This window comes from Comamonas sp. BIGb0152 (assembly GCF_024809975.1).
Taxonomy (GTDB): domain Bacteria; phylum Pseudomonadota; class Gammaproteobacteria; order Burkholderiales; family Burkholderiaceae_C; genus Comamonas.
This window is the reverse complement of record NZ_JANUDY010000001.1, coordinates 136,326-155,835: the sequence shown is the minus strand read 5'-3', so window position 1 is coordinate 155,835 and position 19,510 is coordinate 136,326. Positions and strand designations below refer to the sequence as shown.

General features: G+C 60.1%; 16 protein-coding genes. 5 read left to right on the top strand and 11 right to left on the bottom strand.

The features are described 5' to 3' along the window. Positions 1 to 20: 20 nt before the first annotated feature. The 6 genes from M2375_RS00715 to M2375_RS00690 all read right to left on the bottom strand — a co-directional run bounded on the left by M2375_RS00715 (position 21) and on the right by M2375_RS00690 (position 9,746). Positions 21 to 2,099, bottom strand: a complete 2,079-nt coding sequence (locus tag M2375_RS00715) for a catalase (RefSeq protein ID WP_259163330.1) — start codon at positions 2,097 to 2,099, stop codon at positions 21 to 23. A gap of 340 nt (positions 2,100 to 2,439) precedes the next feature. Further along, on the bottom strand, positions 2,440 to 3,480 hold the full coding sequence (locus M2375_RS00710; protein WP_259163329.1) for a hypothetical protein: 1,041 nt from the start codon (positions 3,478 to 3,480) through the stop codon (positions 2,440 to 2,442). A 189-nt stretch (positions 3,481 to 3,669) separates the two neighbouring features. Further along, positions 3,670 to 4,374, bottom strand: a complete 705-nt coding sequence (gene pdeM / locus M2375_RS00705; protein ID WP_259163328.1) for a ligase-associated DNA damage response endonuclease PdeM — start codon at positions 4,372 to 4,374, stop codon at positions 3,670 to 3,672. Then, positions 4,374 to 7,007: a ligase-associated DNA damage response DEXH box helicase gene (locus M2375_RS00700; RefSeq protein WP_259163325.1), complete on the bottom strand. Its 2,634-nt coding sequence runs from the start codon at positions 7,005 to 7,007 to the stop codon at positions 4,374 to 4,376. Before M2375_RS00700 ends, pdeM begins: the two co-directional genes overlap by 1 nt. Further along, positions 7,000 to 8,715: an ATP-dependent DNA ligase gene (locus tag M2375_RS00695; RefSeq protein ID WP_259163323.1), complete on the bottom strand. Its 1,716-nt coding sequence runs from the start codon at positions 8,713 to 8,715 to the stop codon at positions 7,000 to 7,002. The genes M2375_RS00700 and M2375_RS00695 overlap by 8 nt, the downstream gene beginning before the upstream one ends. Next, positions 8,712 to 9,746, bottom strand: a complete 1,035-nt coding sequence (locus M2375_RS00690; protein ID WP_259163320.1) for a ligase-associated DNA damage response exonuclease — start codon at positions 9,744 to 9,746, stop codon at positions 8,712 to 8,714. The genes M2375_RS00695 and M2375_RS00690 overlap by 4 nt, the downstream gene beginning before the upstream one ends. A 193-nt stretch (positions 9,747 to 9,939) precedes the next feature. On the opposite strand from M2375_RS00690, the gene M2375_RS00685 reads away from it, so the two are divergent. Continuing rightward, positions 9,940 to 10,440 (top strand): hypothetical protein, encoded by a 501-nt coding sequence (locus M2375_RS00685; RefSeq protein WP_259163318.1) that lies wholly within the window; start codon positions 9,940 to 9,942, stop codon positions 10,438 to 10,440. 323 nt (positions 10,441 to 10,763) lie between these two features. Further along, the gene (locus tag M2375_RS00680) at positions 10,764 to 12,725 is read left to right on the top strand and encodes an NACHT domain-containing NTPase (RefSeq protein WP_259163316.1); all 1,962 of its coding nucleotides are present in this window, start codon (positions 10,764 to 10,766) and stop codon (positions 12,723 to 12,725) included. 27 nt (positions 12,726 to 12,752) lie between these two features. On the opposite strand, the gene M2375_RS00675 is transcribed toward M2375_RS00680, so the two are convergent. Beyond that, positions 12,753 to 13,520: a FadR/GntR family transcriptional regulator gene (locus M2375_RS00675; protein ID WP_259163315.1), complete on the bottom strand. Its 768-nt coding sequence runs from the start codon at positions 13,518 to 13,520 to the stop codon at positions 12,753 to 12,755. Between the two features lie 328 nt (positions 13,521 to 13,848). Beyond that, positions 13,849 to 14,415, bottom strand: a complete 567-nt coding sequence (locus tag M2375_RS00670) for a fasciclin domain-containing protein (protein WP_259163314.1) — start codon at positions 14,413 to 14,415, stop codon at positions 13,849 to 13,851. A gap of 260 nt (positions 14,416 to 14,675) precedes the next feature. On the opposite strand from M2375_RS00670, the gene M2375_RS00665 reads away from it, so the two are divergent. From M2375_RS00665 to M2375_RS00655, 3 genes are all read left to right on the top strand, one after another. Beyond that, positions 14,676 to 15,248 (top strand): DUF3455 domain-containing protein, encoded by a 573-nt coding sequence (locus M2375_RS00665; protein WP_259163313.1) that lies wholly within the window; start codon positions 14,676 to 14,678, stop codon positions 15,246 to 15,248. A gap of 69 nt (positions 15,249 to 15,317) precedes the next feature. Further along, positions 15,318 to 15,896: a sigma-70 family RNA polymerase sigma factor gene (locus M2375_RS00660; RefSeq protein WP_259163312.1), complete on the top strand. Its 579-nt coding sequence runs from the start codon at positions 15,318 to 15,320 to the stop codon at positions 15,894 to 15,896. Then, positions 15,893 to 16,654 (top strand): anti-sigma factor domain-containing protein, encoded by a 762-nt coding sequence (locus M2375_RS00655; protein WP_259163311.1) that lies wholly within the window; start codon positions 15,893 to 15,895, stop codon positions 16,652 to 16,654. Before M2375_RS00660 ends, M2375_RS00655 begins: the two co-directional genes overlap by 4 nt. A gap of 105 nt (positions 16,655 to 16,759) precedes the next feature. Here M2375_RS00655 and M2375_RS00650 read toward each other — a convergent pair whose 3' ends face one another. From M2375_RS00650 to M2375_RS00640, 3 genes are read right to left on the bottom strand one after another with little or no spacing between them, the layout of a single operon-like run. After that, a complete protein-coding gene (locus M2375_RS00650; RefSeq protein ID WP_259163310.1) occupies positions 16,760 to 17,536 on the bottom strand; it encodes an ABC transporter permease in 777 nt (258 codons plus the stop codon). Between the two features lie 20 nt (positions 17,537 to 17,556). Next, a complete protein-coding gene (locus M2375_RS00645) occupies positions 17,557 to 18,387 on the bottom strand; it encodes an ABC transporter ATP-binding protein (protein ID WP_259163308.1) in 831 nt (276 codons plus the stop codon). A 57-nt stretch (positions 18,388 to 18,444) separates the two neighbouring features. Then, complete coding sequence (locus M2375_RS00640; protein WP_259163307.1) at positions 18,445 to 19,473, bottom strand: ABC transporter substrate-binding protein; 1,029 nt, start codon at positions 19,471 to 19,473, stop codon at positions 18,445 to 18,447. Positions 19,474 to 19,510 lie beyond the last annotated feature (37 nt).

Here is a 19,510-nt window from a genome sequence, read left to right as displayed (position 1 = left end):
CTTGGCGATCTACCGAGCCATCAAGCCAAGGTACGCAACTTAGGTTCGCGTTCCCAGAAGCGGCTCTTCGCGCCCTTGATAAACCCGGCCACATCCTTGGGGTCAAACACGCCTTCATCGGGCTTCACACCGGCGGCATCCAGGATCAGATGCGTGGCCTTGCAAGCGGCAATCGCCTTCAGGTGGCCAAAGGCATCGCGGAACCAGTCTTGCGCCGCGCTGTCCTTGCTCAGCATCTCGCCCGATGCCATCGGGATGACGGAAGCCACAGCATCAAACTGCGCCGATGGCGCGCCGGCCAGCTGCGCATCGGCGGCGATGTGCTTGCCGTTGCTCAAGGTCGCGCCACCAATCTTGGGTGCGATGATCTTGACCATGGCCTTCTCCGCCAGGATGGCCTTTTGCAGCGCGGCCACATTCTCGGCGTTCGAGCCATCGTCCACCAGGATCGCTACGCAGCGGCCTTCCAGGGTCGGCTTCATGCGGTCGATGATGCGCAGCGCGGGGCTGGGTGGCAGGTCTTGCACGGGCACCGCCGGCTTGGCTGGTTTGGGCAGCGCAGCCAGGCCCAGGCCCTTGGCCACGCGCTTGCCCAGGTCGCTGTCAATCACCAGCAGATGGGCCACCATGGCTTCGCGCACATGGGGCGTTTGCACCTTGGACAGCTCAAACACCAGGGCTGTGGCCATATGGGCCTGCTCTATCTCGCTCTGGCTGGTGTAGAACATGCGCGCCTGGCTGTAGTGGTCGGCAAAGCTTTCCGGGCGGATGCGGCTCTTGGCATCGGCCTCCGAAGGCTGCGCAAACGAGCGGAAGCCCTGGGCACGTGACTCGCGCGGCGAGTTCGGGTCCAGGCTCGAAGGCTCATAGGCGACCCGGCCCTTGGGCACCTCGGTCTGCATATGGCCATCGCGCTGGGTGTGCGCAAACGGGCACTTGGGCGCATTCACGGGGATCTGCGTAAAGTTGGGGCCGCCCAGGCGCGACAGCTGTGTGTCCAGGTAGGAGAACAAGCGGCCTTGCAGCAAAGGGTCGTTGGAGAAATCAATGCCGGGCGGCACATTGGCGGGGCAAAAAGCCACCTGCTCGGTTTCGGCAAAAAAATTGTCTGGCCAGCGGTCCAGGGTAAAGCTGCCAATCTTGGTCAGCGGAATGACTTCTTCGGGAATGATCTTGGTCGGGTCCAGGTGGTCATAGGGCAGGGCATCGGCTTCTTCCTGCGTGAACAGCTGCACAAACAAATCCCAGGCGGGGGCATGGCCGGCATCAATCGCCTCAAACAGGTCACGGCGGTGGAAGTCGTTGTCGGCCGCTTGCAGCTTGGCCGCTTCGTCCCATACCGTTGACTGGATGCCCAGCTGGGGCCGCCAGTGGAACTTCACAAAGGTGCTTTCACCCTTGTCGTTGACCAGGCGAAAACTGTGTACGCCAAAGCCTTCGATGGTGCGCAGGCTGCGCGGGATCGTGCGGTCACTCATCGCCCACATGATCATGTGCATCGATTCGGGCATCAGCGAGATGAAATCCCAGAACGTGTCATGCGCGGTAGCCGCTTGCGGAAAGCCCCGGTCGGGCTCCATCTTCACGGCATGCACCAAGTCGGGGAACTTCATCGCATCCTGGATAAAGAACACCGGAATGTTGTTGCCCACCAGGTCCCAGTTGCCTTCGTCGGTGTAGAGCTTGATCGCAAAACCGCGCACATCGCGGGGCGTATCGACCGAGCCGGCGCCGCCCGCCACGGTGGAGATGCGCGCAAAGATCGGCACCTTCTTGCCGACTTCAGTCAGCACCTTGGCCGTCGTGTATTTCTTCAGCGACTGGCTCAGCTCAAAGTAGCCATGTGCTGCCGTGCCGCGTGCATGCACGATGCGCTCTGGAATGCGCTCGTGGTCAAAGTGGGTGATCTTCTCGCGCAGCACAAAGTCTTCGAGCAGGGTGGGGCCCCGGTTGAAGGCACGCAGCGAGTTCTGGTTGTCGGATACCGGAATGCCTTGCTGCGTGGTCATTACGGGGTGGCCGTCACCGGCCTGCTCATGCAGCTCGCCCCCAGCGCCTTGGGTGGGTGCGGTGGACGAGGTCGTTTTGCGGGTGGTCATCGTGGATCTCCAGGTTATGTTGGCAGTGCGTTTCTGCCGGTGGGCTCAAGCCTTCAAGGATGACCGCTGTGCGGCAAAAGGCTTGTAGGCATTTGGAGGGCTTGGCTGTATGCGGACGCTGAGGTGCGCGCCTGCTTCCCGTGCCAGCAAGGCGCAAAAAAGGCCGCTGGTGGGCGGCCTGGGTGCTGTGGTGGTGCTGCGCTTAATGGAAGAACAGCGCAATCAAAATAATGATCGGGATCGGCACGCCAATCAGCCAAAGCAGGATGGATCGCATGGTGTTTCCTTTCTAGGCTTGCCCGCAGGCAAAAGGGTTAAATCAGGTCAGGCGTAGGGTGGTTTAAGCGTCGCGCTGGCGGCCGCCGAAGGTGGCAGACAGGCTGCCCACAAAGGCACCAATCAGCAGGACCACAAACATCCACAGCAGCGAGTAAGCGGTGGCCTTGCGGGCCTGCTCTGCCGCTTGCTTGGCCTTCACTTCGGCATCCTGGGCGGCTTGCTTGGCTTTATCGATCTGTTGCTTGACCTGGTCGTAGGTGGCTTGCACCTTCTTCTCGGACTCTTCCTGGCTCATATCGCTGCGCTGTGCCACCAAGCGGCCCAGGTACTGGCGGTCATCGTCCGACAGCGAACCGGCTTGCAGCGAGTGCACAAACACGGTGCTCATCTCGCTGGCATCATCGGCGGCGGAGCGGGCCTTTTGGGCGACGTTTTGCGCGCTGTCCTTGATGTCCTGCTTTTGCTGCTCGGTGGGGCCACCTTGGCGCAGCAGGCTGTTGATCCAGTAGTTCAGGTCCGAGCCCGATTCATTGGCCTTGCCCGCGGTCACGCCGGCGGCGCCGCTCAGCGCGGCAGAGGCCGCACCACCGATGACACCGGTGGCACCACTGGCCGCACCGCCCACGACTTGCGCAGCACCGCTGACCACGGCACCTGCCGCCTTGGCCGTGCCGGTGATCGCAGCACCCGCCAGCGAACCGGCCACCGCCACCATCAGCATGGTGGCCAATGCCCAGGCCAAAAAGCCATGCGCCGTATCGCGGAAGTACACCTCATCGGTGTGCACGCCTTGCCACTTGGTGCGCAGGCGGCCCGCAATATAGCCACCCACGCCAGCCGAGGCCAGCTGCGTGAACACCAGCCAAGCGACTGCCCCCCAGCCAATGGTGTCGCCATCGGCCCCCCGGCCGGACCAGACCGACACCGATGACAGGCCCAGCCCGATGCCGAGCATGAACAGCAGCAGCGACAGCACCGCTGCTGCCAGCGCCCCCGCAAAAATGGCGGCCCAAGATACCGCGCTTTCACTGTGCCCCGCGATAGCGCGTGGTACGGCGCCAGCGACGATTCTGTCGTCCTCTACGTATGTGGTGGTAACCATTGCTATTCCTTGTTAGATAAGGCTTTCATTCTGCTTTTTGGCCTTGAAATTCTTGTAGGCGAAATGCCGTGCTGACCGTGCGAAGTTGGCGGTTTACTGCATCAGCCGATCTGCGCAGAGGTGCGCCTAGCTTGGTTTTTGGGCGTCGGAGGAGCAGACGTGTACAACCGGATGCCAAGAACATAGCCGTCAATACACCGCCACCGGCGCCTCGCCGTCATCGGCAAACACCCAGGCATGCAGCGGCTGCACAGCCATGGGCCCCGAGCCGGTGAACTCTGAGAAAGCCGGCAGATTCAGGTAAGGCGCAGAGTAGGCCAAGCAAGGCAGGCGTTTGCGCATCTGCGGTACGCGCATGGCAGGGTGGACGTGGCCATGGATATTGAGCGAGAAATGCCGCACACCGGCACCCAGCGGTTCGTGGCTGAGCAGCACCTGGTGGCGGGGCAAATGGGTCTGCACATCATCGAGCAGCAAGTCCTCCGTCTGCAGGTAGCGGTCATGGTTGCCACGGGTCAATAGAAAGCGGGTCTTGAGGTTGGCGCAGCGCAGGTTCTGCCAGAGCTGGAAGGTGTCTTCGCCAATAAAGCGGCCATGCACAAAATCGCCCAAAATCACCAGCTCCTGCGGCTGCCACTTTTGCAAAATCTGGTGCAGGCGCAGCAGGTCTTGGCGTTGCACCTCCAGCGGCACGGCCACGCCCCGGCGCCTAAAGATATCGCTCTTGCCCAGGTGCAAATCCGCAATGATCAGCATGCTCTCCTGGGGCCAGAACAGCCCCCGCTCGGCCAGTACCAAAAACTCCATGCCGGCAATGCTGGCGGCGACATGGTCTTGCGGTGATGGTGACAGTTGAATCGGAGAGAAGAGCTGGGCGGAATGCGTACCTGCCATCAAGAAGAATCCTCTGGTTGTCGGGGGCGGCGCACGCGGCTGGCCGCTCCCTGTTTGCGTGCGTCCGGGTGTGGCGCCGCCTTTGGGTGGGTGGTTTCGCCAGGGCTCTGGCGCTCCTGTTGGGTGGCCATGCGGCGCACCTTGTCTTGCCAGGTCTCATTGCTGAGCTGGCCACGAAAGCTCTCTGCCCACAGCCCGAACGAAAACGGCGTGTGTTTGGGCGGAAAGCGCAATGCGATCTGACGACCCGCAATGCTGGCCAGCAGCCTTTGCATGGTCGGCAGGTGCAGCTCCTGGTCCAGCGCCTCCTGGCGGGCCTGGCGCAGCAGCAGGTGCTCGGGGTCGTACTTGCTCAGCACATCAAACAGCAGGCTGGCAGACACCTGCAATTGCCGGTCACTGGCGCGGCTTTTTTTGCCCGGCACCTTGGATTGCACCAGGCCTGCAATCTGCGCAATCTCTTTAAAGCGCTTGCGCGCCAGCTCGCCAAAGTTGACGGCTGAGCGCAGATCGGTATCCAAACCATCGAGCTTAAAAATCTCCGCCCAGTCCACGGCGCTGGCATCCACCGGCAAGGTGGGCTGGATCATCAGTCCGATCTCATTGCAAGCCCAGGCAAAGGTATTGGCCTGCAGATGCGCCAGGCGCGTGGCAATCAGCACCGCCAGCCCCTCATGCGCCACCCTGCTGGCAAAGGGGTAGACAAACAGCGGCGCGGCCTTGGCCGTTTGGGTGGCTTGGGTGTTGCCGACCTGCTCAATCAGCAGCTGGTCGGCCCCCGGCACCAGCGATCGCTGGCTTTGCAGCTGCAGCAGCGGCTGCAGCCATTGCAGCTCGCGGGCATGCGGTGCGTCATCGGCAGCAGGGCTGGTGGCGGCCCGGCTTAGCAACTGCTGCATGCGCTCACCCAGGGATGAGGACATCGGCATCAACGATCCGGCCCAGGCAGGGGTCAGCAGGCCCACTTCGGCACTGCGGCGCACCCAGGCGGTATTGTTCTCCAGCCGCACCAGCACCAGGCTGCGGCCGGCAAAGTTAAACACATCGCCAGCGCTCAGCCGCGCAATAAACGCCTCTTCTACCGAACCCAGCCGCGCGCCGCGCAGGTACTGCACGTTCACGGCCCCATGCGCGGTGATCGTGCCAATCGACATGCGGTGCATGCGCACCACGCCGGTGTTGGCCGGCTGGCACAGGCCATCTTCGCAGTGCAGGCGCTCGTACTGCGGGTATTGCACGAGCGAATCGCTGCCATGCTGCAAAAACGCCAGCACCGCCTGCCACTGCGCATCGCTCAAATCACGAAAGGCTGCTGTGCGCCTTACCTCCGCCAACAGCTCCGGCGGCCTAAAGCCCCCCGCCAGCGCCGCGCTCATCGCATGCTGGCTCAGCACATCAAAGCACAGGCGCAGGGGCTCGCGCCGCTCATACACCTGCGCCTCGGCCAGCTCGCGCACAGCGGCAAACTCGGCCAGGTCCATCGCCTGGGTGGCAACGGCCTCCACATGCACGGCAGCGCCGGGCCGGTGCTTGGCGCGGCCAGCGCGCTGCACCATGCGGGCCACAGAGCGTGCACCGCCAATCTGAATCACGCGCTCGACGGCGGGGAAGTCCACGCCCAAATCCAGGCTGCTGGTCGCCACCACGCAGCGCAGGGTGCCTGCGCGCAAGCGCTGCTCCACCGACTGCCGCACCCCCTGGTCCAGCGAGCCATGGTGGATGGCCAAGGTGTCCGCATCCTCGGACCAAATGCTGGCCAGCGCCGTGTGCCACAGCTCGGCCTGCGCACGGGTGTTGGTAAACACAATCGTGCTGGGCGCGCTGAAGACCAGCTTGGCCACCTCGCCCAAATTGGCCAGGCCCAAATGCCCCGCCCAGGGCATGCGTGTGCCCAGCGGCGGCGTAATGCTGTGCAGATGAAAAGGCTTGGGCCGCATGTCCTGGATCAGCGCTGGCGCTTGCACCTGCCAGGCGCTCAGCAGCACATCGCTGGCCTCTGCCAGGTTGCCAATCGTCGCCGATAGGCCCCAGACCTGCGCGCCCGGTGCGAGCGCCTGGATGCGCGCCAGGTTCAGCTGCAGCAATACCCCGCGTTTGCTGGGCAAGAGCTCATGCCACTCATCCACCACGATGCAGCGCAGCTGGCTGAACTGCTCGCGGCTGCGCTCATGGCTCAGCAGCAGCGCCAGGGATTCTGGCGTTATCACCACCAGTTGTGCTTTGCCGGTATCGGTCAGGCGTTTGTCACGTGCTGTGGCGTCGCCGGTTCGCATCGCCACTTGCCAATGGGGCAGTACGGCCGCGACCGGGCCGGTAATGCGCTCGCGGGTATCGCTGGCCAGCGCGCGCAATGGCGTTACCCACAGCATGCGTGGCCCATGGCTGGCGCGGCCCTCAGGAGTCTCGGCCTCGGCCATCGCCTGCATCAAAGGCCCGCCCAGCGCTGCCAAGGTTTTGCCCCGGCCGGTGGGGGCTGATATCAAACCACTGTGCCCATCGGCATAGGCGCGCCAAGCCTGCTGCTGGAAGACCGCCGCGCCTATTTCCTGCTCCTTCAACCAGTCGCGCCAGCGCTTGCCGGCACGCTGCATCGCGCGGTCGCTGGGGGCCATGGGGTTGTCGAGCTCAGCCATCGGCCAGCTCCAACAATGCGCTCAGTTGGTCCGCATCTTGCGCGGTCTTGTCCTCGCGCCAGCGCAAGATGCGCGGAAAGCGCACCGCCACGCCTGATTTGTGGCGGGTCGAGCGGTTCACGCCTTCAAACGCAATCTCAAACACGAGGCTGGGCGTGACCGAGCGCACTGGCCCAAAACGCTCCACCGTGTGGCTGCGAATCCATTTGTCCAGCCGCAATATCTCCACATCGGTAAGGCCCGAGTAGGCCTTGGCGACAGGCACCAGCGCATCGCCGCTCCACACGGCAAAGGTGTAATCGGTGTGCAAGGTGCTGCGGCGGCCGCTGCCGCTTTGCGCATAGATCAGCACCGCATCAATGCTGAACGGGTCCACCTTCCACTTCCACCAGTCGCCCCGGCGCCGGCCTTCCTTGTAGGGGGAGGCCAGCGCCTTGAGCATCAGCCCTTCGGCGTTGCGTTCCGCAGCGGTGTTGCGCAAAGGGGCCAGTGCCTCCCAGTCATCAAACGGCAGCTGGGGCGACAGGCCCAGCGCGGGCAGTTGGGCCTGGTTAATCACCTCTTCCAGCCTGGCGCGGCGCTGCTCCAGCGGCTGGGCGCGCAGGTCTTCGCCTTCAAATTCCAGCAGGTCGTAAAACAGAATGCGTGCGGGCACCGTCTGCATCAGTTTTGCAGAAGGCTTGCGCTTTTGAATGCGGCTTTGCAGCGCGACAAAGCCCAGCGGCTTGTTCTGTTCATAGTCCCAGGCGAGCAATTCGCCATCGAGCACCATGTCGCGCGGCAACAGTGCGGCGGCGGCTTCCAGCTCCGGAAAGCGGCCATCCAGCCGTTCCTCGCCGCGCGACCACAGATAGGGCGCATGGCCCTGGCGGCGTACCAGCTGCACGCGGATGCCATCCCATTTCCATTCAGCCAGCCAGTCCTTGGGGTCGCCCAAGGCTTCCGGCTCTTGCGGCAGCGGGGATGCGAGGTAGAAGGGGTAGGGCTTGTCCAGCAGCTGCGCGCTGGTGTCTGGGTCCATCAAGGCCTCATAGGCCTGGGCGCTGGGCAACCATTCGCCCACCATGCGGTGCGCCATATCGGCGGCAGATATCCCCACCAGGGGCGCCAGGCTGTTCTGCAGGCTGCGCTTGTTAACGCCTGCACGCAGCGATCCGGTCAGCAGCTTGTTAAAGACGAGGCGCGAAGGGGTATCCAGCTGCTGCCAGGCCTGCTGTATCGCACGCTTGCGCTGCTCGGCATCGGTGGCGACCAGGGGCAGCAAAAACTGCTCGGTCCATTCGTCCAGGCGGCTGTCGTTGTCGGGTGGCTTGAAGGTCGCGCCCAGCAGGGATGCATGCCAAGGCGCATCGGCATCGGGTGCAAGGGCGGTGCCGGGCGCATCCGTCAGCTCGGGGTGGTTGGTACGCTGCTTTTGCCAAGCCGCCACCAATAAGGACAAGGTCTCCGCCAGGTCACCCACCTGGCGGTAGCTCTCTTCCACCAGCCACAGCGGCAGGGCGGTCAGCTCGCTCACCCAGATGCGCAACTCAGTAGTAGTGGCCAGGCGGTTCTTGCCGGTGTTCACCTTGCCGCCGCTCAGCACATACACGGCCCAGGTCGCCTCGGCTGCAGTGGAGCGGGAAAAGTACTGCTGCAGCGCCAGCTCGCGGTCGCGCGTGCCGGATGCCTCGTCCAGCAGCTGGTACAGCGCCACAAAGCGGTTCATTCGGCCGCCTCCTCTTCGTCGCCGTAGGCGGTACGCAGCCGCTCCGCCTGTATGCCCAGGCTTTGCAGGTAGGGGATCAGCGCATCGGTATTGCCATGGGTGGCCAGCACGCGCTGAGCGCCGCTCTCGGTAATCGTGTCGACGAGTTCCTGCCAATCGGCATGGTCCGATATGACAAAGCCGCGCTGCATATTGCGCCGCCGCCGGTTGCCGCGCAGCAGCATCCAGCCCGAGGCAAAGCCTTGCTCCACCTGTTTAAAGCGTTTGAGCCAGGCGGAGTCTTGCGCGGAGGGCGGTGCCAGCACCATGCGGCCAGCAAAATCGGTATCGGTGGGCACATCGGCCACCATCTCGGTAGCGGCCAGTGCAATGCCCGCCTGCCGGTAAATATCGGTGCCGCGTGCCATTGCGCCATGCAGCAATACGGGCGCATCGAGCTTGCCAGCCAATCCCGCCAGCACCCGCTGGGCCTTGCCCAGGCTGTAGGCATACAGCACCGCCGCTTTGCCCTGCTCCTTGCAATGCGCTACCCAGCGCTCTATGCGCTCCACCTCATGGGCCATCGTGGGCCAGGCGTACACCGGGTAGGCAAAGGTCGCCTCGCAAATCAGGGTGTCGCAGCGCAGCAGCTCAAAAGCTTCGCAGGTCGGATCCGGCTCGCGCTTGAAGTCGCCCGTAAACACCCACACCGCATCGCCGTGCTGCACCCGCACCTGGGCCGATCCCAATATGTGCCCCGCCGGGTGCAGCGATACCTGCACGTCTCCCATCGTGATGGTCTGCCCAAACGGCAGCGCATGGATGTTCTGCTCTCCCAGCCGCCAGCGCAATATCGGCTCGCTGGTTGTGCTGCAGTAGTACTCGCCCATTCCTATATGGGCATGGTCCGAGTGGCCGTGGGTGACAAAAGTGCGGTGTACCGGCTTCCAGGCATCAATAAAAAAATCCCCAGCCGCGCAGTACAGACCTTTGTCGGTAAGGGTGATGACGTCAGCGGGTGGGGCGTTGGCAGATGCAGAAGCAGCGAGCATGGGCAAATTCTGCGGCTGCGGGGGCGGGGGTGGGCGTCAGAGTTTGCCTTGTTGGGGTGCGGGAGTGGGGGGAGGCTCGAGATTCGTGCAAGTTCTCGGGCTGAGATGATCGCTAAATAAGCGTCCCGAGTGGCTAGATGGCTAGCTTTATTGATGAAGTCACTGATACGATCAACTGTTAAGGGGGTGACATATGCTTGATCGCGTTCCGGTTCCTACAGACAACATCTATAAATTTATTGCGCTGTTTTCATTAGTAGTTCTAGTTTTTTCTTTTTGGCAAATGATATCCGTTACGACCGCGAGTAACGCAATTGTCATGAAGAACTATCCGGAGATCGAAGAGCTTAAGTCTTTGGATGTGCGAACACGTGCTCAGGAGGCGAAGCTTGCTGTGCTGGAACGTGAGAAAGAAGTGGTGGTCAAGGACAGAAAACTTTTTGTAAATATCTTAAGTGGTGTTATAGCTTTCGCTTTTTTCGGAATTATTTATGGATTTTGGGTCTGGCGCAGAGAGATACAGCCGATGGTAGATGCACAGAACAAGGCTCAGCTGGAATTGTTGCAGCTTCAGGTTGAGAAGCTGAGGCTGGAGAATAAGAAATTGGAAGATTCTCTGCGCGTTGATGAACCTGTGCAGAGTTCGGTAACAGGAGGATTGACCGAGCTTTTAAAGGTTGTCTTTTCAAAATGAAAAGCGTTTTCCTCGGTGTCTATAGGTACGTTGGAGTTGCTGAATTTTGCAAACGTGCGTGGAGATTTCAAAGGTTTTATGTATTAACTGTTTTTTCTAAATAGTGGTGGCTAGTGCCGTCTTGGTTTTTCGCTAAATCAATTAATGGTTGCTCATGGAGGTATGGTTATGTTGTATTTTATATCCGTACGAAGTATGGTATTCTGTCGTGCAAAGTATAGCCGGTCACCTAGATTTTGCACTGTGATCGATAATGTAAAGTTGAAATGTTTGTAAGAAAATTCACTTACATCAAATAAAAATCAAGCCTTAGGATTTTATAAATGCCACTTGCTTCGACTGCAGTCATCTCACTGACGGCAAAATTGTTAACCCCTCTGATCAATGATTTATATAAAGGTGCTAAAAAAATCGGAATCAGCGGTTTTCAAAGATGGGAAGAGAGAAGTTTCCCGCGAAAACTAGCCCGCAGAATTCAGGCAATTGATGAAGTAAAAACTATTTGGAGTCCAGAAAAGGAAGCATCGCTTTCAAGCTTTTATTACCCATCAACATTAATTTTGGATGGGATGCCAAAGCCGGCTACAAGGCTGGCAGATTTGGAGGGGAAAAATGCTGTAGTTGAGGGCACTGTTGGTCAAGGGAAATCAATGCTATTGCGCAACCTTGCAATAGAAGAGATTTTGAGCAATGATGCTAAAAGATTGCCAGTGTTTATTGAAATGAGAAGTTTGAGCTCCAAACTCACATTGCAGCAAGCAATAATTAAGCAACTATCAAGTTATGACATTGAGGTAGATGGCGACACTTTAAACTATCTGCAGCGATCTGGGCGTCTTGCCTATCTTCTCGATGGCTTTGACGAACTTGATGAGTCACTTGAAAAAGAAATATTGTATGACTTAGAGTTTCTCTCGCAAAAATTCCCCGAACTTCTGATAATTGTTACGTCTAGGCCAAACAATGCGATTCAAAAAAGTGCTGCTTTTAGAGTTATTCCTGTGGCGCCTCTTATGCATGAGGACTATGTGCCATTTATCAGTAAGCTTGGGATAGCTGCCGTTCAGGCTGAACAAATTAGGGAGGCAATAAGAAATAGTCCAAGTAGGTTAGCTAGCTTAATATCAACGCCATTAATGTTGACGATGGTTGTGATTGTTTATCAGTCAGAGCATGAGATACCTGAAACGCTTCCGGAATTTTTCGATAAACTATTTCATGTTGTTTTCACTCGTCACGACAAGTTAAAAGCAGCATATTCGAGGAAACATTATAGTGGTCTTTCCGAAAGGAAACTTCAGAATCTTTTCGAAGCATTTTGTTTTATGTCAATGCAGAATGGCATCACTCGTTCTTTATCAATAGAGCAATTCGAAGAATCGTTTGATGCGGCCCAGGAGTATGTTGAAAATTGTAATTGTGAATCAGAAGAATTCAAGCTAGATCTCACAAAGGTGGCATGCTTAATGATTGAAGAGGGGCTTGATACCACGACATTCTTGCACAAGAGTATTATGGAATACTATGCAGCATCGTTTATTAGGCATTCATCAGATGAAGTAGCTGCAATGTTTTATGAGGATATAATTCAGGATTCGCGGCATTGGTGGGAAATGCTCTCTTTCTTGCGAGAAATTGATGCATTTCGATACAGTAGAGACTTCGCTATTCCTGAAAGTAGAAGTATTCGATCCATTTACTTTGATGGAGAAAATATACGGACAAATAAGGCTCTAATAAATATTTTAGCAAAGTGTCATCCGGAACTTGCTTTAACACTAGCGGCCTCCGATGAAAACAAACAGATCCTTAAGATACACTCGTTTGGGCCCTTTCAGGCGGAAAAATACTGCGGGATGAGAGGCTTTGCAGAATTTTTAGTTGATTCAATGACGAGAATACTTCCTGATTCTCCGACATTTAATAGCATCAATGAATTGCTGGGTGGTTTAAATGGTAAAGAGGAATCTGGTCTTGTTGTTTATGAAATACCAGTTTCGCTGTTAATTACAAAATTGGGTGGGGAGCACTTCTGGGAAGCAATCGATATTTTTCTGACGAAAGCTGATAAGCAAGCTGAAGATGCACTGAAAATCATTCAGCAGCAGGAGAAACGCAAAGCGATATTCTCCAGGAAACGGGGGCGTAAAATGGCCTATCTACGGAGCCATTATGAAAGATCGTTTATTAATCAGATGGCAGCGATGGAGTTGAAGCCAGAAGGTTTAGGTATGGCGCATACTCGCAACAATGATTGCAATGAAATGTATGACGTAAATTGGTGACATAGGCGGGAGTTGGAAACGACGACCTTACTCCTTTCCCCCCAACAACACCCGAGCCAACCGCTCCCCATCCTGCCGCCAAAACGCCGGATCCGCTTGCCGGATCCGGTCAATCGCGTTATTCATGTGCGCGGTCGCTGCCGCCCGCGCAGCCGCCGGGTCCCCCGCCTCAATCGCCTCCACAATCCGCGCATGCTCTTGCGTCACTGCAGCGGCAAAGTCCTGCCGCCGCGCCTCATTAGCCCGCGTGATGCGCGTGGCACCCGCCAGAACCTGCGACAGGTAATCCAAAGTACTGAGCAAAAAAGGGTTGCCAGAGGCCTGGGCGATGACGCGGTGCAGGGCGACGTCTTCGGCTACGCCGTCTTGGCCATCAGCCACTGCTTTGGCCAGGGCCTTGACGCCAGCGCGGATGCGGCGCAGATCGGCGGTGCTGCGGCGGGCGGCCGCTAGTTCTGCCACTTCGGCCTCTAGCGCGCGGCGCACTTCTACGATCTGGATGACGGCCTCTTGCGAGGCGGCATGGCCTTTTTCCAGGTCCAGTGGTTCAGCCCTTGGGGCTTGCACAAAGACGCCGCTGCCTTGGCGGGAGGCGACGAGGCCGCTGGATTTGAGGCGGGACAGCGCCTCTCGCACCACTGTTCGGCTCACCCCAAACTGCGCCACCAGCAGCAGCTCTGTGGGCAGGCGGTCTCCGGGTTGCATTTGCCCTTGCCGAATGCTGGCCTCTAGCGCCTGGGCCACTTGGTCTGCTAGGGAGTTGGCGGCCTTTATGGGCGTGAAGGAGATCGGCATGCAAGGAGGCGGGGCAAGTTATGTGGCGCGGGCGCCAGGGTTGCCAGCGCCGCAGGATGGCGCTCACTGTACTCCAGCCTTGGGGCGCTGGCTGTGCCCGTGGCGCATGGTTTAGCGCTATACGGTGTTTACACCGAGGCTTGGCTGGCGGCGGAGGTGGCCTTTGAACGCATTGCGCATCGCCGCGGGTGCTGGGCAGACCATAGCTGTGCACAGCTCAGCAATGCAAAAGCCGCAGGCCCCATCCGGCAGCCTGCAGCTCAATACTTAGTTAGTGCGCAGTGTCAGCAACCCTACATGCATCGCAGCGGCTGCATCCACACCCGCCTTATTTAGGCAGCAGTACCTTGTCGATCACATGGATCACGCCATTGGATTGGTAGACATCGGGGATGGTGACGGTGGCGGTGCCGCCTTTTTCGTCCGTCAGCATGACCTTGGAACCCTGGGCCTTGGCGACCAAGGTGCCGCCGCTGACGGTCTTGATGCTGGCCATGCCTCCGCCGTCCTTGATCATTTTGCTGATCGCTGCGGCATCCCACTTGCCGGGGACCACGTGGTAGGTCAGCACGGTGGTCAGCATGGCCTTGTTTTCAGGCTTGAGCAGGTTGTCTACGGTGCCGGCGGGCAGGGCCGCGAATGCCTCATTGGTGGGGGCAAAAACGGTGAAGGGGCCTGGGCCCTTAAGGGTCTCTACCAGGCCTGCTGCCTTGACTGCTGCCACCAGGGTGGTGTGGTCCTTGGAGTTGACGGCGTTGTCGATGATGTCCTTGGTCGGCAGCATGGGCGCACCGCCCACCATCACGTCTTTGGCGATTGCAGCGACTGATGTGCTTGCCACCATGAAAGCGATGCCATAAGAGACCAGTTTGCGGGTACTTTGAATCGAGGCCATGAGATGCTCCTTGCGTGTGGATGTTCAGCCGAAAAACGTTGCGGCTGTTTGGAATACGCAGCGGGTGGCGCAGTGGATTCAACAAATCTAGAAATAGTTTTGCAAAGAGGTGAAGCAGGGGAGTGATGCAGGGTGCGCAAAAAAATTCTGCATCCACTGCATCCAAATCTGCCGCAGAGGACTAGTACTACTAACAGCACACATCAAACAGCGCTGTTTTCACTCTCGTCCTTCTGTCCCCCTCACTTAGGAGAACTCGTATGTTGACCTCTCGCACAGCTCCCCGTATCGCCGCCATCGCCACCGCAGTGGCTTCCATCGGCCTGCTCACCGCTTGCGGCTCGATGCACAAAAAGGAGCAGGCTTTCTCGCAGGCATCGCTGCCAGCAACCATCCAGGTGCCAGCCGGACACAAGGTGGCCTGGGAAACGGTGGGCTCGGGTGATATCACCTACGAATGCCGCGACAAGGCCAACGCCCCCGGCCAGACCGAATGGGTGTTTGTAGGCCCGGATGCGGTGCTAAAGGACCGCGCTGGCAAGACGGTGGGCCGCTACTATGGTCCGCCCGCCACTTGGGAAGCGAATGATGGCTCCAAGCTGACGGCAACCCAGCTGGCCGTGGCGCCATCGGGTGCTGGCAACCTGCCGTACCAGTTGGTGAAGGCCAACCCTGCGATGGGCAGCGGTGCTTTGGTAGGCGTGAGCCATATCCAGCGCGTGGCATTGAAGGGCGGCGTGGCACCGGCGGACAAGCCTTGCACGCCAGCGCAAAAGGGCCAGAAGGCCGTGGTGCAGTACCAGGCTGACTACATCTTCTGGAAGCCAGTGTAAGTTTTTGTGCGCTAGCGGCTACACTCGAAGAAGGATTTCCTCCCCTTTCCTTCTTCGTGGAACGCCTTCATGCCGCCTGCCGCTTTTGTGACCGACGACAATTTTGACCATGCCTTGGCGCTAGCTGCTTGCGCGCGTGGCGACCGCCATGCGCTGCAGCGTATTTACGAGCAAGAGTCACGCTATCTGCTGGGGGTGGCACTGCGCATTGTGCGCAGCCGCGCAGCGGCAGAGGATGTGCTGCACGATGCCTTTGTGTCGATCTGGAGCAAGGCGCACAGTTTTGATGCGGCGCGGGGTGCGGCTAGAGGCTGGATCTATAGCATTGTTCGGCACGCCGCACTGAACCGGGTGCGCAGCAGCGCCCGCGAAAGCGCACTGGATGAGCCCACAGCTGCTGCCCATGAAGCCAGCGCCGCGATGGCTGCCTGGCAGGAAGAAGGCGATGCCTTGACCCGCCAGGCCCAACTGGGCCGCCTGGGCCAGTGCCTGGATGGCCTGGAGCCGCAGCGCCGCGAATGCCTGCTGCATGCCTATGTAGATGGCTGCAGCCACAGTGAGATTGCAGCGCGGGTGCAGGCCCCGCTGGGAACCGTCAAAGCGTGGATACAGAGGGGCCTGCGCGCCCTGCGGGAATGCATGCAATGAGCGCCGATACCAACAACCAATTGCCGCCTGATGGCGACAGCCCGGACGACCTGCAGACCCTTGCCGGCCAGTATGTGCTGGGCACGCAGGATGCCGCGCAACGCCGCGCTATCGAAGACCGCCTGGCGCATGACCCGGAACTGCGCGCCGCCGTGGATGCCTGGGAGCAGCGCCTGCAGCCTTTGACGAGCCTGGCCCCGCCGCAAGAGCCCAGCCCTGGCCTGTGGCCGCGCATTACCGCCAGCCTGTGGCCTGCGGTTGCGACGCAGCGTGCTGCAGCCCCGGCCGGATCCGCTGCCAGCAGCCGCTGGTGGCATTGGGACAGCCTGGCGCTGTGGCGCGGTTTGGCGGGCAGCGGTTTTGCCGCCGCCGCCGTGCTGGCCGGTGTGCTGGTACTGGGCGATGCCGCAGCGCCCGCCCCCGCACGCTACTTTGTCGTGCTGGCCGCGCCGCAAAGCCAGGCCCCTGGCTGGCTGGTGCAGGCCCAGGCGTCCGACCGGCTGCGCCTGGTGCCCCTGGGCACCGATGTGGTGCCAGCCGAGAAATCCTTGCAGTTCTGGACCAAGGCCGATGGCTGGAGCGCCCCGGTGTCGCTGGGCCTCGTCAAGCCGGGTGAAGCGATTGAAGTGCCCGTCGACAAGCTGCCACCGCTGCAGCCCAACCAGTTGTTTGAGCTGACCTTGGAGCCAGCGGGCGGATCGCCAATTGGCAAGCCGACAGGGCCGATCCAGTTCATCGGCCGCGCGGTTCAGATCTAGCGCGAGTCCATTCCAAAGCACAAAGGGGCCATCACTGGCCCCTTTGCTTTGGTCTGCCGGGTATTGGCGGATATCGACTGGAATCGGCGGATCAGCAATACCGCATCAGCGGTTGTCGCCACCTCGGTGTGCCCATGCCGTCGTCCGCTTTTCTACCAGGCTGAACAGCTCATACATCACCATCGCCATGGCGCCCACCACCAGCAGGCCCGCAAAGGCCAGGCCCATTTGCATTGATGAGCCGGCGGAGATCAGCAGGTAGCCAATGCCTTCGTTGGCGGCGGTCATCTCGGACACGGTGGTGCCGACAAAGGCCAAGGTGATGGCGACCTTGAGCGAGGCGTAGAAGTAGGGCAGTGAGCGGGGCAGGCCGACCTTCATCAACACATCCCAGCGCTTAGCGCCCAGCACGCGCAAGACATCTTCCAGCTCCGGCTCCAACGTGGCCAAGCCGGTGGCGATGTTGACCATGATGGGGAAGAAGCTGATCAGGAACGCGGTGAGGATGGCCGGGCCAATGCCGATGCCAAACCAGACCACAAGGATGGGCACAAAAGCGGCCTTGGGCAGCGCGTTAAAGGCGGTCATCAGCGGGTAGACGGCGGCATAGGCCAGGCGCGAGCTGCCGATGACAAAGCCCAACAGCACGCCGACGATGATGGCAATGCCAAAGCCCACCATGGTGACCCAGAAGGTGCGCCAGGCATGGGCGGCGATGGTGGTGTGGAACTCCAGAAACTGCTGCCAGATCAGCAAGGGGCTGGGGAAGATAAATTCCGACACCTGGAAGGCCGAGCAGATGATTTGCCAGAGGATGACCACGGCGGCCAGCAGCAGCCAGGGCGACCAGCGTTCGAGCTTGGGGTTGTTGAGCTTGTACATAAAGGGGAGGGCTCCGGCGCTTACTGGTGGATGGCGGTGCCGGTCTTGCGCATGGCACCGATGTGGCCGCGCAGCTCATGCACGATGTCGCTGAACTCTTTGGTGTAGGTCAGCTCCAGATCGCGCGGGCGGGGGATGTCGATATCGCGGCGCACGACAAAGCGGCCGGGGCTCTTGCTCATCACGTAGATGGAATCGGCCAGGAAGACGGATTCGCGCAGGTCATGCGTGACAAGGATGACGTTGAACTGCTGCTCGGCATGCAGATCGCGCAGGATGCACCAGAGCTCTTCGCGGGTGAATGCATCGAGGGCGCCAAAGGGCTCGTCGAGCAGCAGCATCTTGGGCTCATGGATCAGCGCACGGCAGATGCTGGCGCGCTGTTGCATGCCACCTGACAACTCCCAGGGGAACTTGTCCTCATACCCGCCCAGGCCCACCTTTTGCAGCAGGCGGCGGGCGCGCTCTTCGTACTCTTGGCGCCGCGCTTTGAACTGGCTGCGGTGGGGTTCCACAATCTCCAGCGGCAGCAACACGTTGTCGACCGTGGTGCGCCAGGGCAGCAGCGACGGCGACTGGAAGGCCATGCCCGATATCTTGAGCGGGCCGGTGACGGGCTGGCCATCGATGCGGATCTTGCCAATGCTGGGCATGCGCAGGCCGGTGGCCAGCTTCATGAAGGTGGATTTGCCGCAGCCCGAGGGGCCGACGATGGCGATGAACTCGCCACGGCGCACTTGCAGGTCAATGGCTTCGACGGCGAACTGGTTCTTGGCCTGCAACTCGTCGTTGTAAGCCAGCCAGACATCACGAAACTCAACAAAGGCGGGGTCTTGGAGGGAGGCCGTCATAGGGTGCAATCGTCTTCAAAAAGGCAGGGCGCAGGCAGCGCCCTGCAGGCGGCGGGATCAGCGCTTGGGGAGGATGTCCAGCTCGGCAGCGCTGGGCAGAAAACTGCCGTTCCAGACCGCTTGGGCGGGCACGGGGTTCTTGGTTTCATAGGCCTTGGCGACCTGCTCGGCCATCTGGCCCAGGCGCTCGGTGCGCAGCTGGCCAAAGCCTTCCTCGCGTGCGCCCTTGCCGTCGATGGCGGTGTCGATGGTGAGCTTGAGGCGTTTCACCTCAAGCGGCACATTGACCAGGCCATCCTTGGCCTTGAGCGAGGCAATGGCGGCCTGCGGATCGGCAATCGCCTCCTTGGCGCCTTTGGCAAAGGCCTTGAGGAAGGCGCGCACCGCTTCGGGCTTTTCTGCAATCAGCTTGGGGCTGGCGATGATGACATTGCCATACAGCTGCACGCCGTGGGTGGCGTAGGGCAGCACGACCACGTCTTCGGCCTTGACGCCACGCGCTTCAAGGTTGAGCAGGCTGGTGAAGGTGTAGCCGGTGACGGCATCCAGATCGCCACGCACCAGCATGGTTTCGCGCAGCGGTGGATCCATCGTGCTCCACTGCACGGCGCCTACGCCATTGGCCTGCGCAAAGATCGGGAAGGTGCGGCGGCCGGCGTCAAAAATCGGCGCGCCCAGTTTCTTGCCCGTCAGATCGCTGGCCTTGGTGATGCCCGATTTCTTCAGCGCCATCACCGATGCCGGTGTGGTGTTGTAGATCACCATGATGGCCACCGGTTTGATCGGCGCATCGGGGTTGTTGGCATGGAACTCCATCAGCGCGGCCAGGTCGGCAAAGCCCAGGTCATGCGTGCCCGAGGCCACACGCTGGATCGCGCCGGCGCCGCTGGCTGCTTCCACCGTCACATCCAAACCGGCCTGCTTGAAGTAGCCCTTTTGCTCGGGGTGCACAAAGAGCGCGGCCGGGCCTTCAAAGCGCCAGTCGAGCTGGAACTTGAGCGGCGTCAGCGGCTGGGCCAGGGCGTTGCAGGTGCTGGCGGCGGCCAGCAGGGCGAGAGATGCGTGGAGGAAGCTGCGTTTTTTCACGGGAGGGTCTCGTCAGGTGGGGGTAGTCGATGAGGCG

Coding starts and splice junctions, on each gene's coding strand:
- M2375_RS00710 (WP_259163329.1), bottom strand. CDS start 3,480: ATGGTTACCACCACATACGTAGAGGACGACAGAATCGTCGCTGGCGCC.
- M2375_RS00715 (WP_259163330.1), bottom strand. CDS start 2,099: ATGACCACCCGCAAAACGACCTCGTCCACCGCACCCACCCAAGGCGCT.
- M2375_RS00695 (WP_259163323.1), bottom strand. CDS start 8,715: ATGAACCGCTTTGTGGCGCTGTACCAGCTGCTGGACGAGGCATCCGGC.
- M2375_RS00650 (WP_259163310.1), bottom strand. CDS start 17,536: ATGTACAAGCTCAACAACCCCAAGCTCGAACGCTGGTCGCCCTGGCTG.
- M2375_RS00670 (WP_259163314.1), bottom strand. CDS start 14,415: ATGGCCTCGATTCAAAGTACCCGCAAACTGGTCTCTTATGGCATCGCT.
- M2375_RS00665 (WP_259163313.1), top strand. CDS start 14,676: ATGTTGACCTCTCGCACAGCTCCCCGTATCGCCGCCATCGCCACCGCA.
- M2375_RS00655 (WP_259163311.1), top strand. CDS start 15,893: ATGAGCGCCGATACCAACAACCAATTGCCGCCTGATGGCGACAGCCCG.
- M2375_RS00645 (WP_259163308.1), bottom strand. CDS start 18,387: ATGACGGCCTCCCTCCAAGACCCCGCCTTTGTTGAGTTTCGTGATGTC.
- M2375_RS00660 (WP_259163312.1), top strand. CDS start 15,318: ATGCCGCCTGCCGCTTTTGTGACCGACGACAATTTTGACCATGCCTTG.
- M2375_RS00680 (WP_259163316.1), top strand. CDS start 10,764: ATGCCACTTGCTTCGACTGCAGTCATCTCACTGACGGCAAAATTGTTA.
- M2375_RS00690 (WP_259163320.1), bottom strand. CDS start 9,746: ATGCTCGCTGCTTCTGCATCTGCCAACGCCCCACCCGCTGACGTCATC.
- M2375_RS00675 (WP_259163315.1), bottom strand. CDS start 13,520: ATGCCGATCTCCTTCACGCCCATAAAGGCCGCCAACTCCCTAGCAGAC.
- M2375_RS00700 (WP_259163325.1), bottom strand. CDS start 7,007: ATGGCTGAGCTCGACAACCCCATGGCCCCCAGCGACCGCGCGATGCAG.
- pdeM (WP_259163328.1), bottom strand. CDS start 4,374: ATGGCAGGTACGCATTCCGCCCAGCTCTTCTCTCCGATTCAACTGTCA.
- M2375_RS00685 (WP_259163318.1), top strand. CDS start 9,940: ATGCTTGATCGCGTTCCGGTTCCTACAGACAACATCTATAAATTTATT.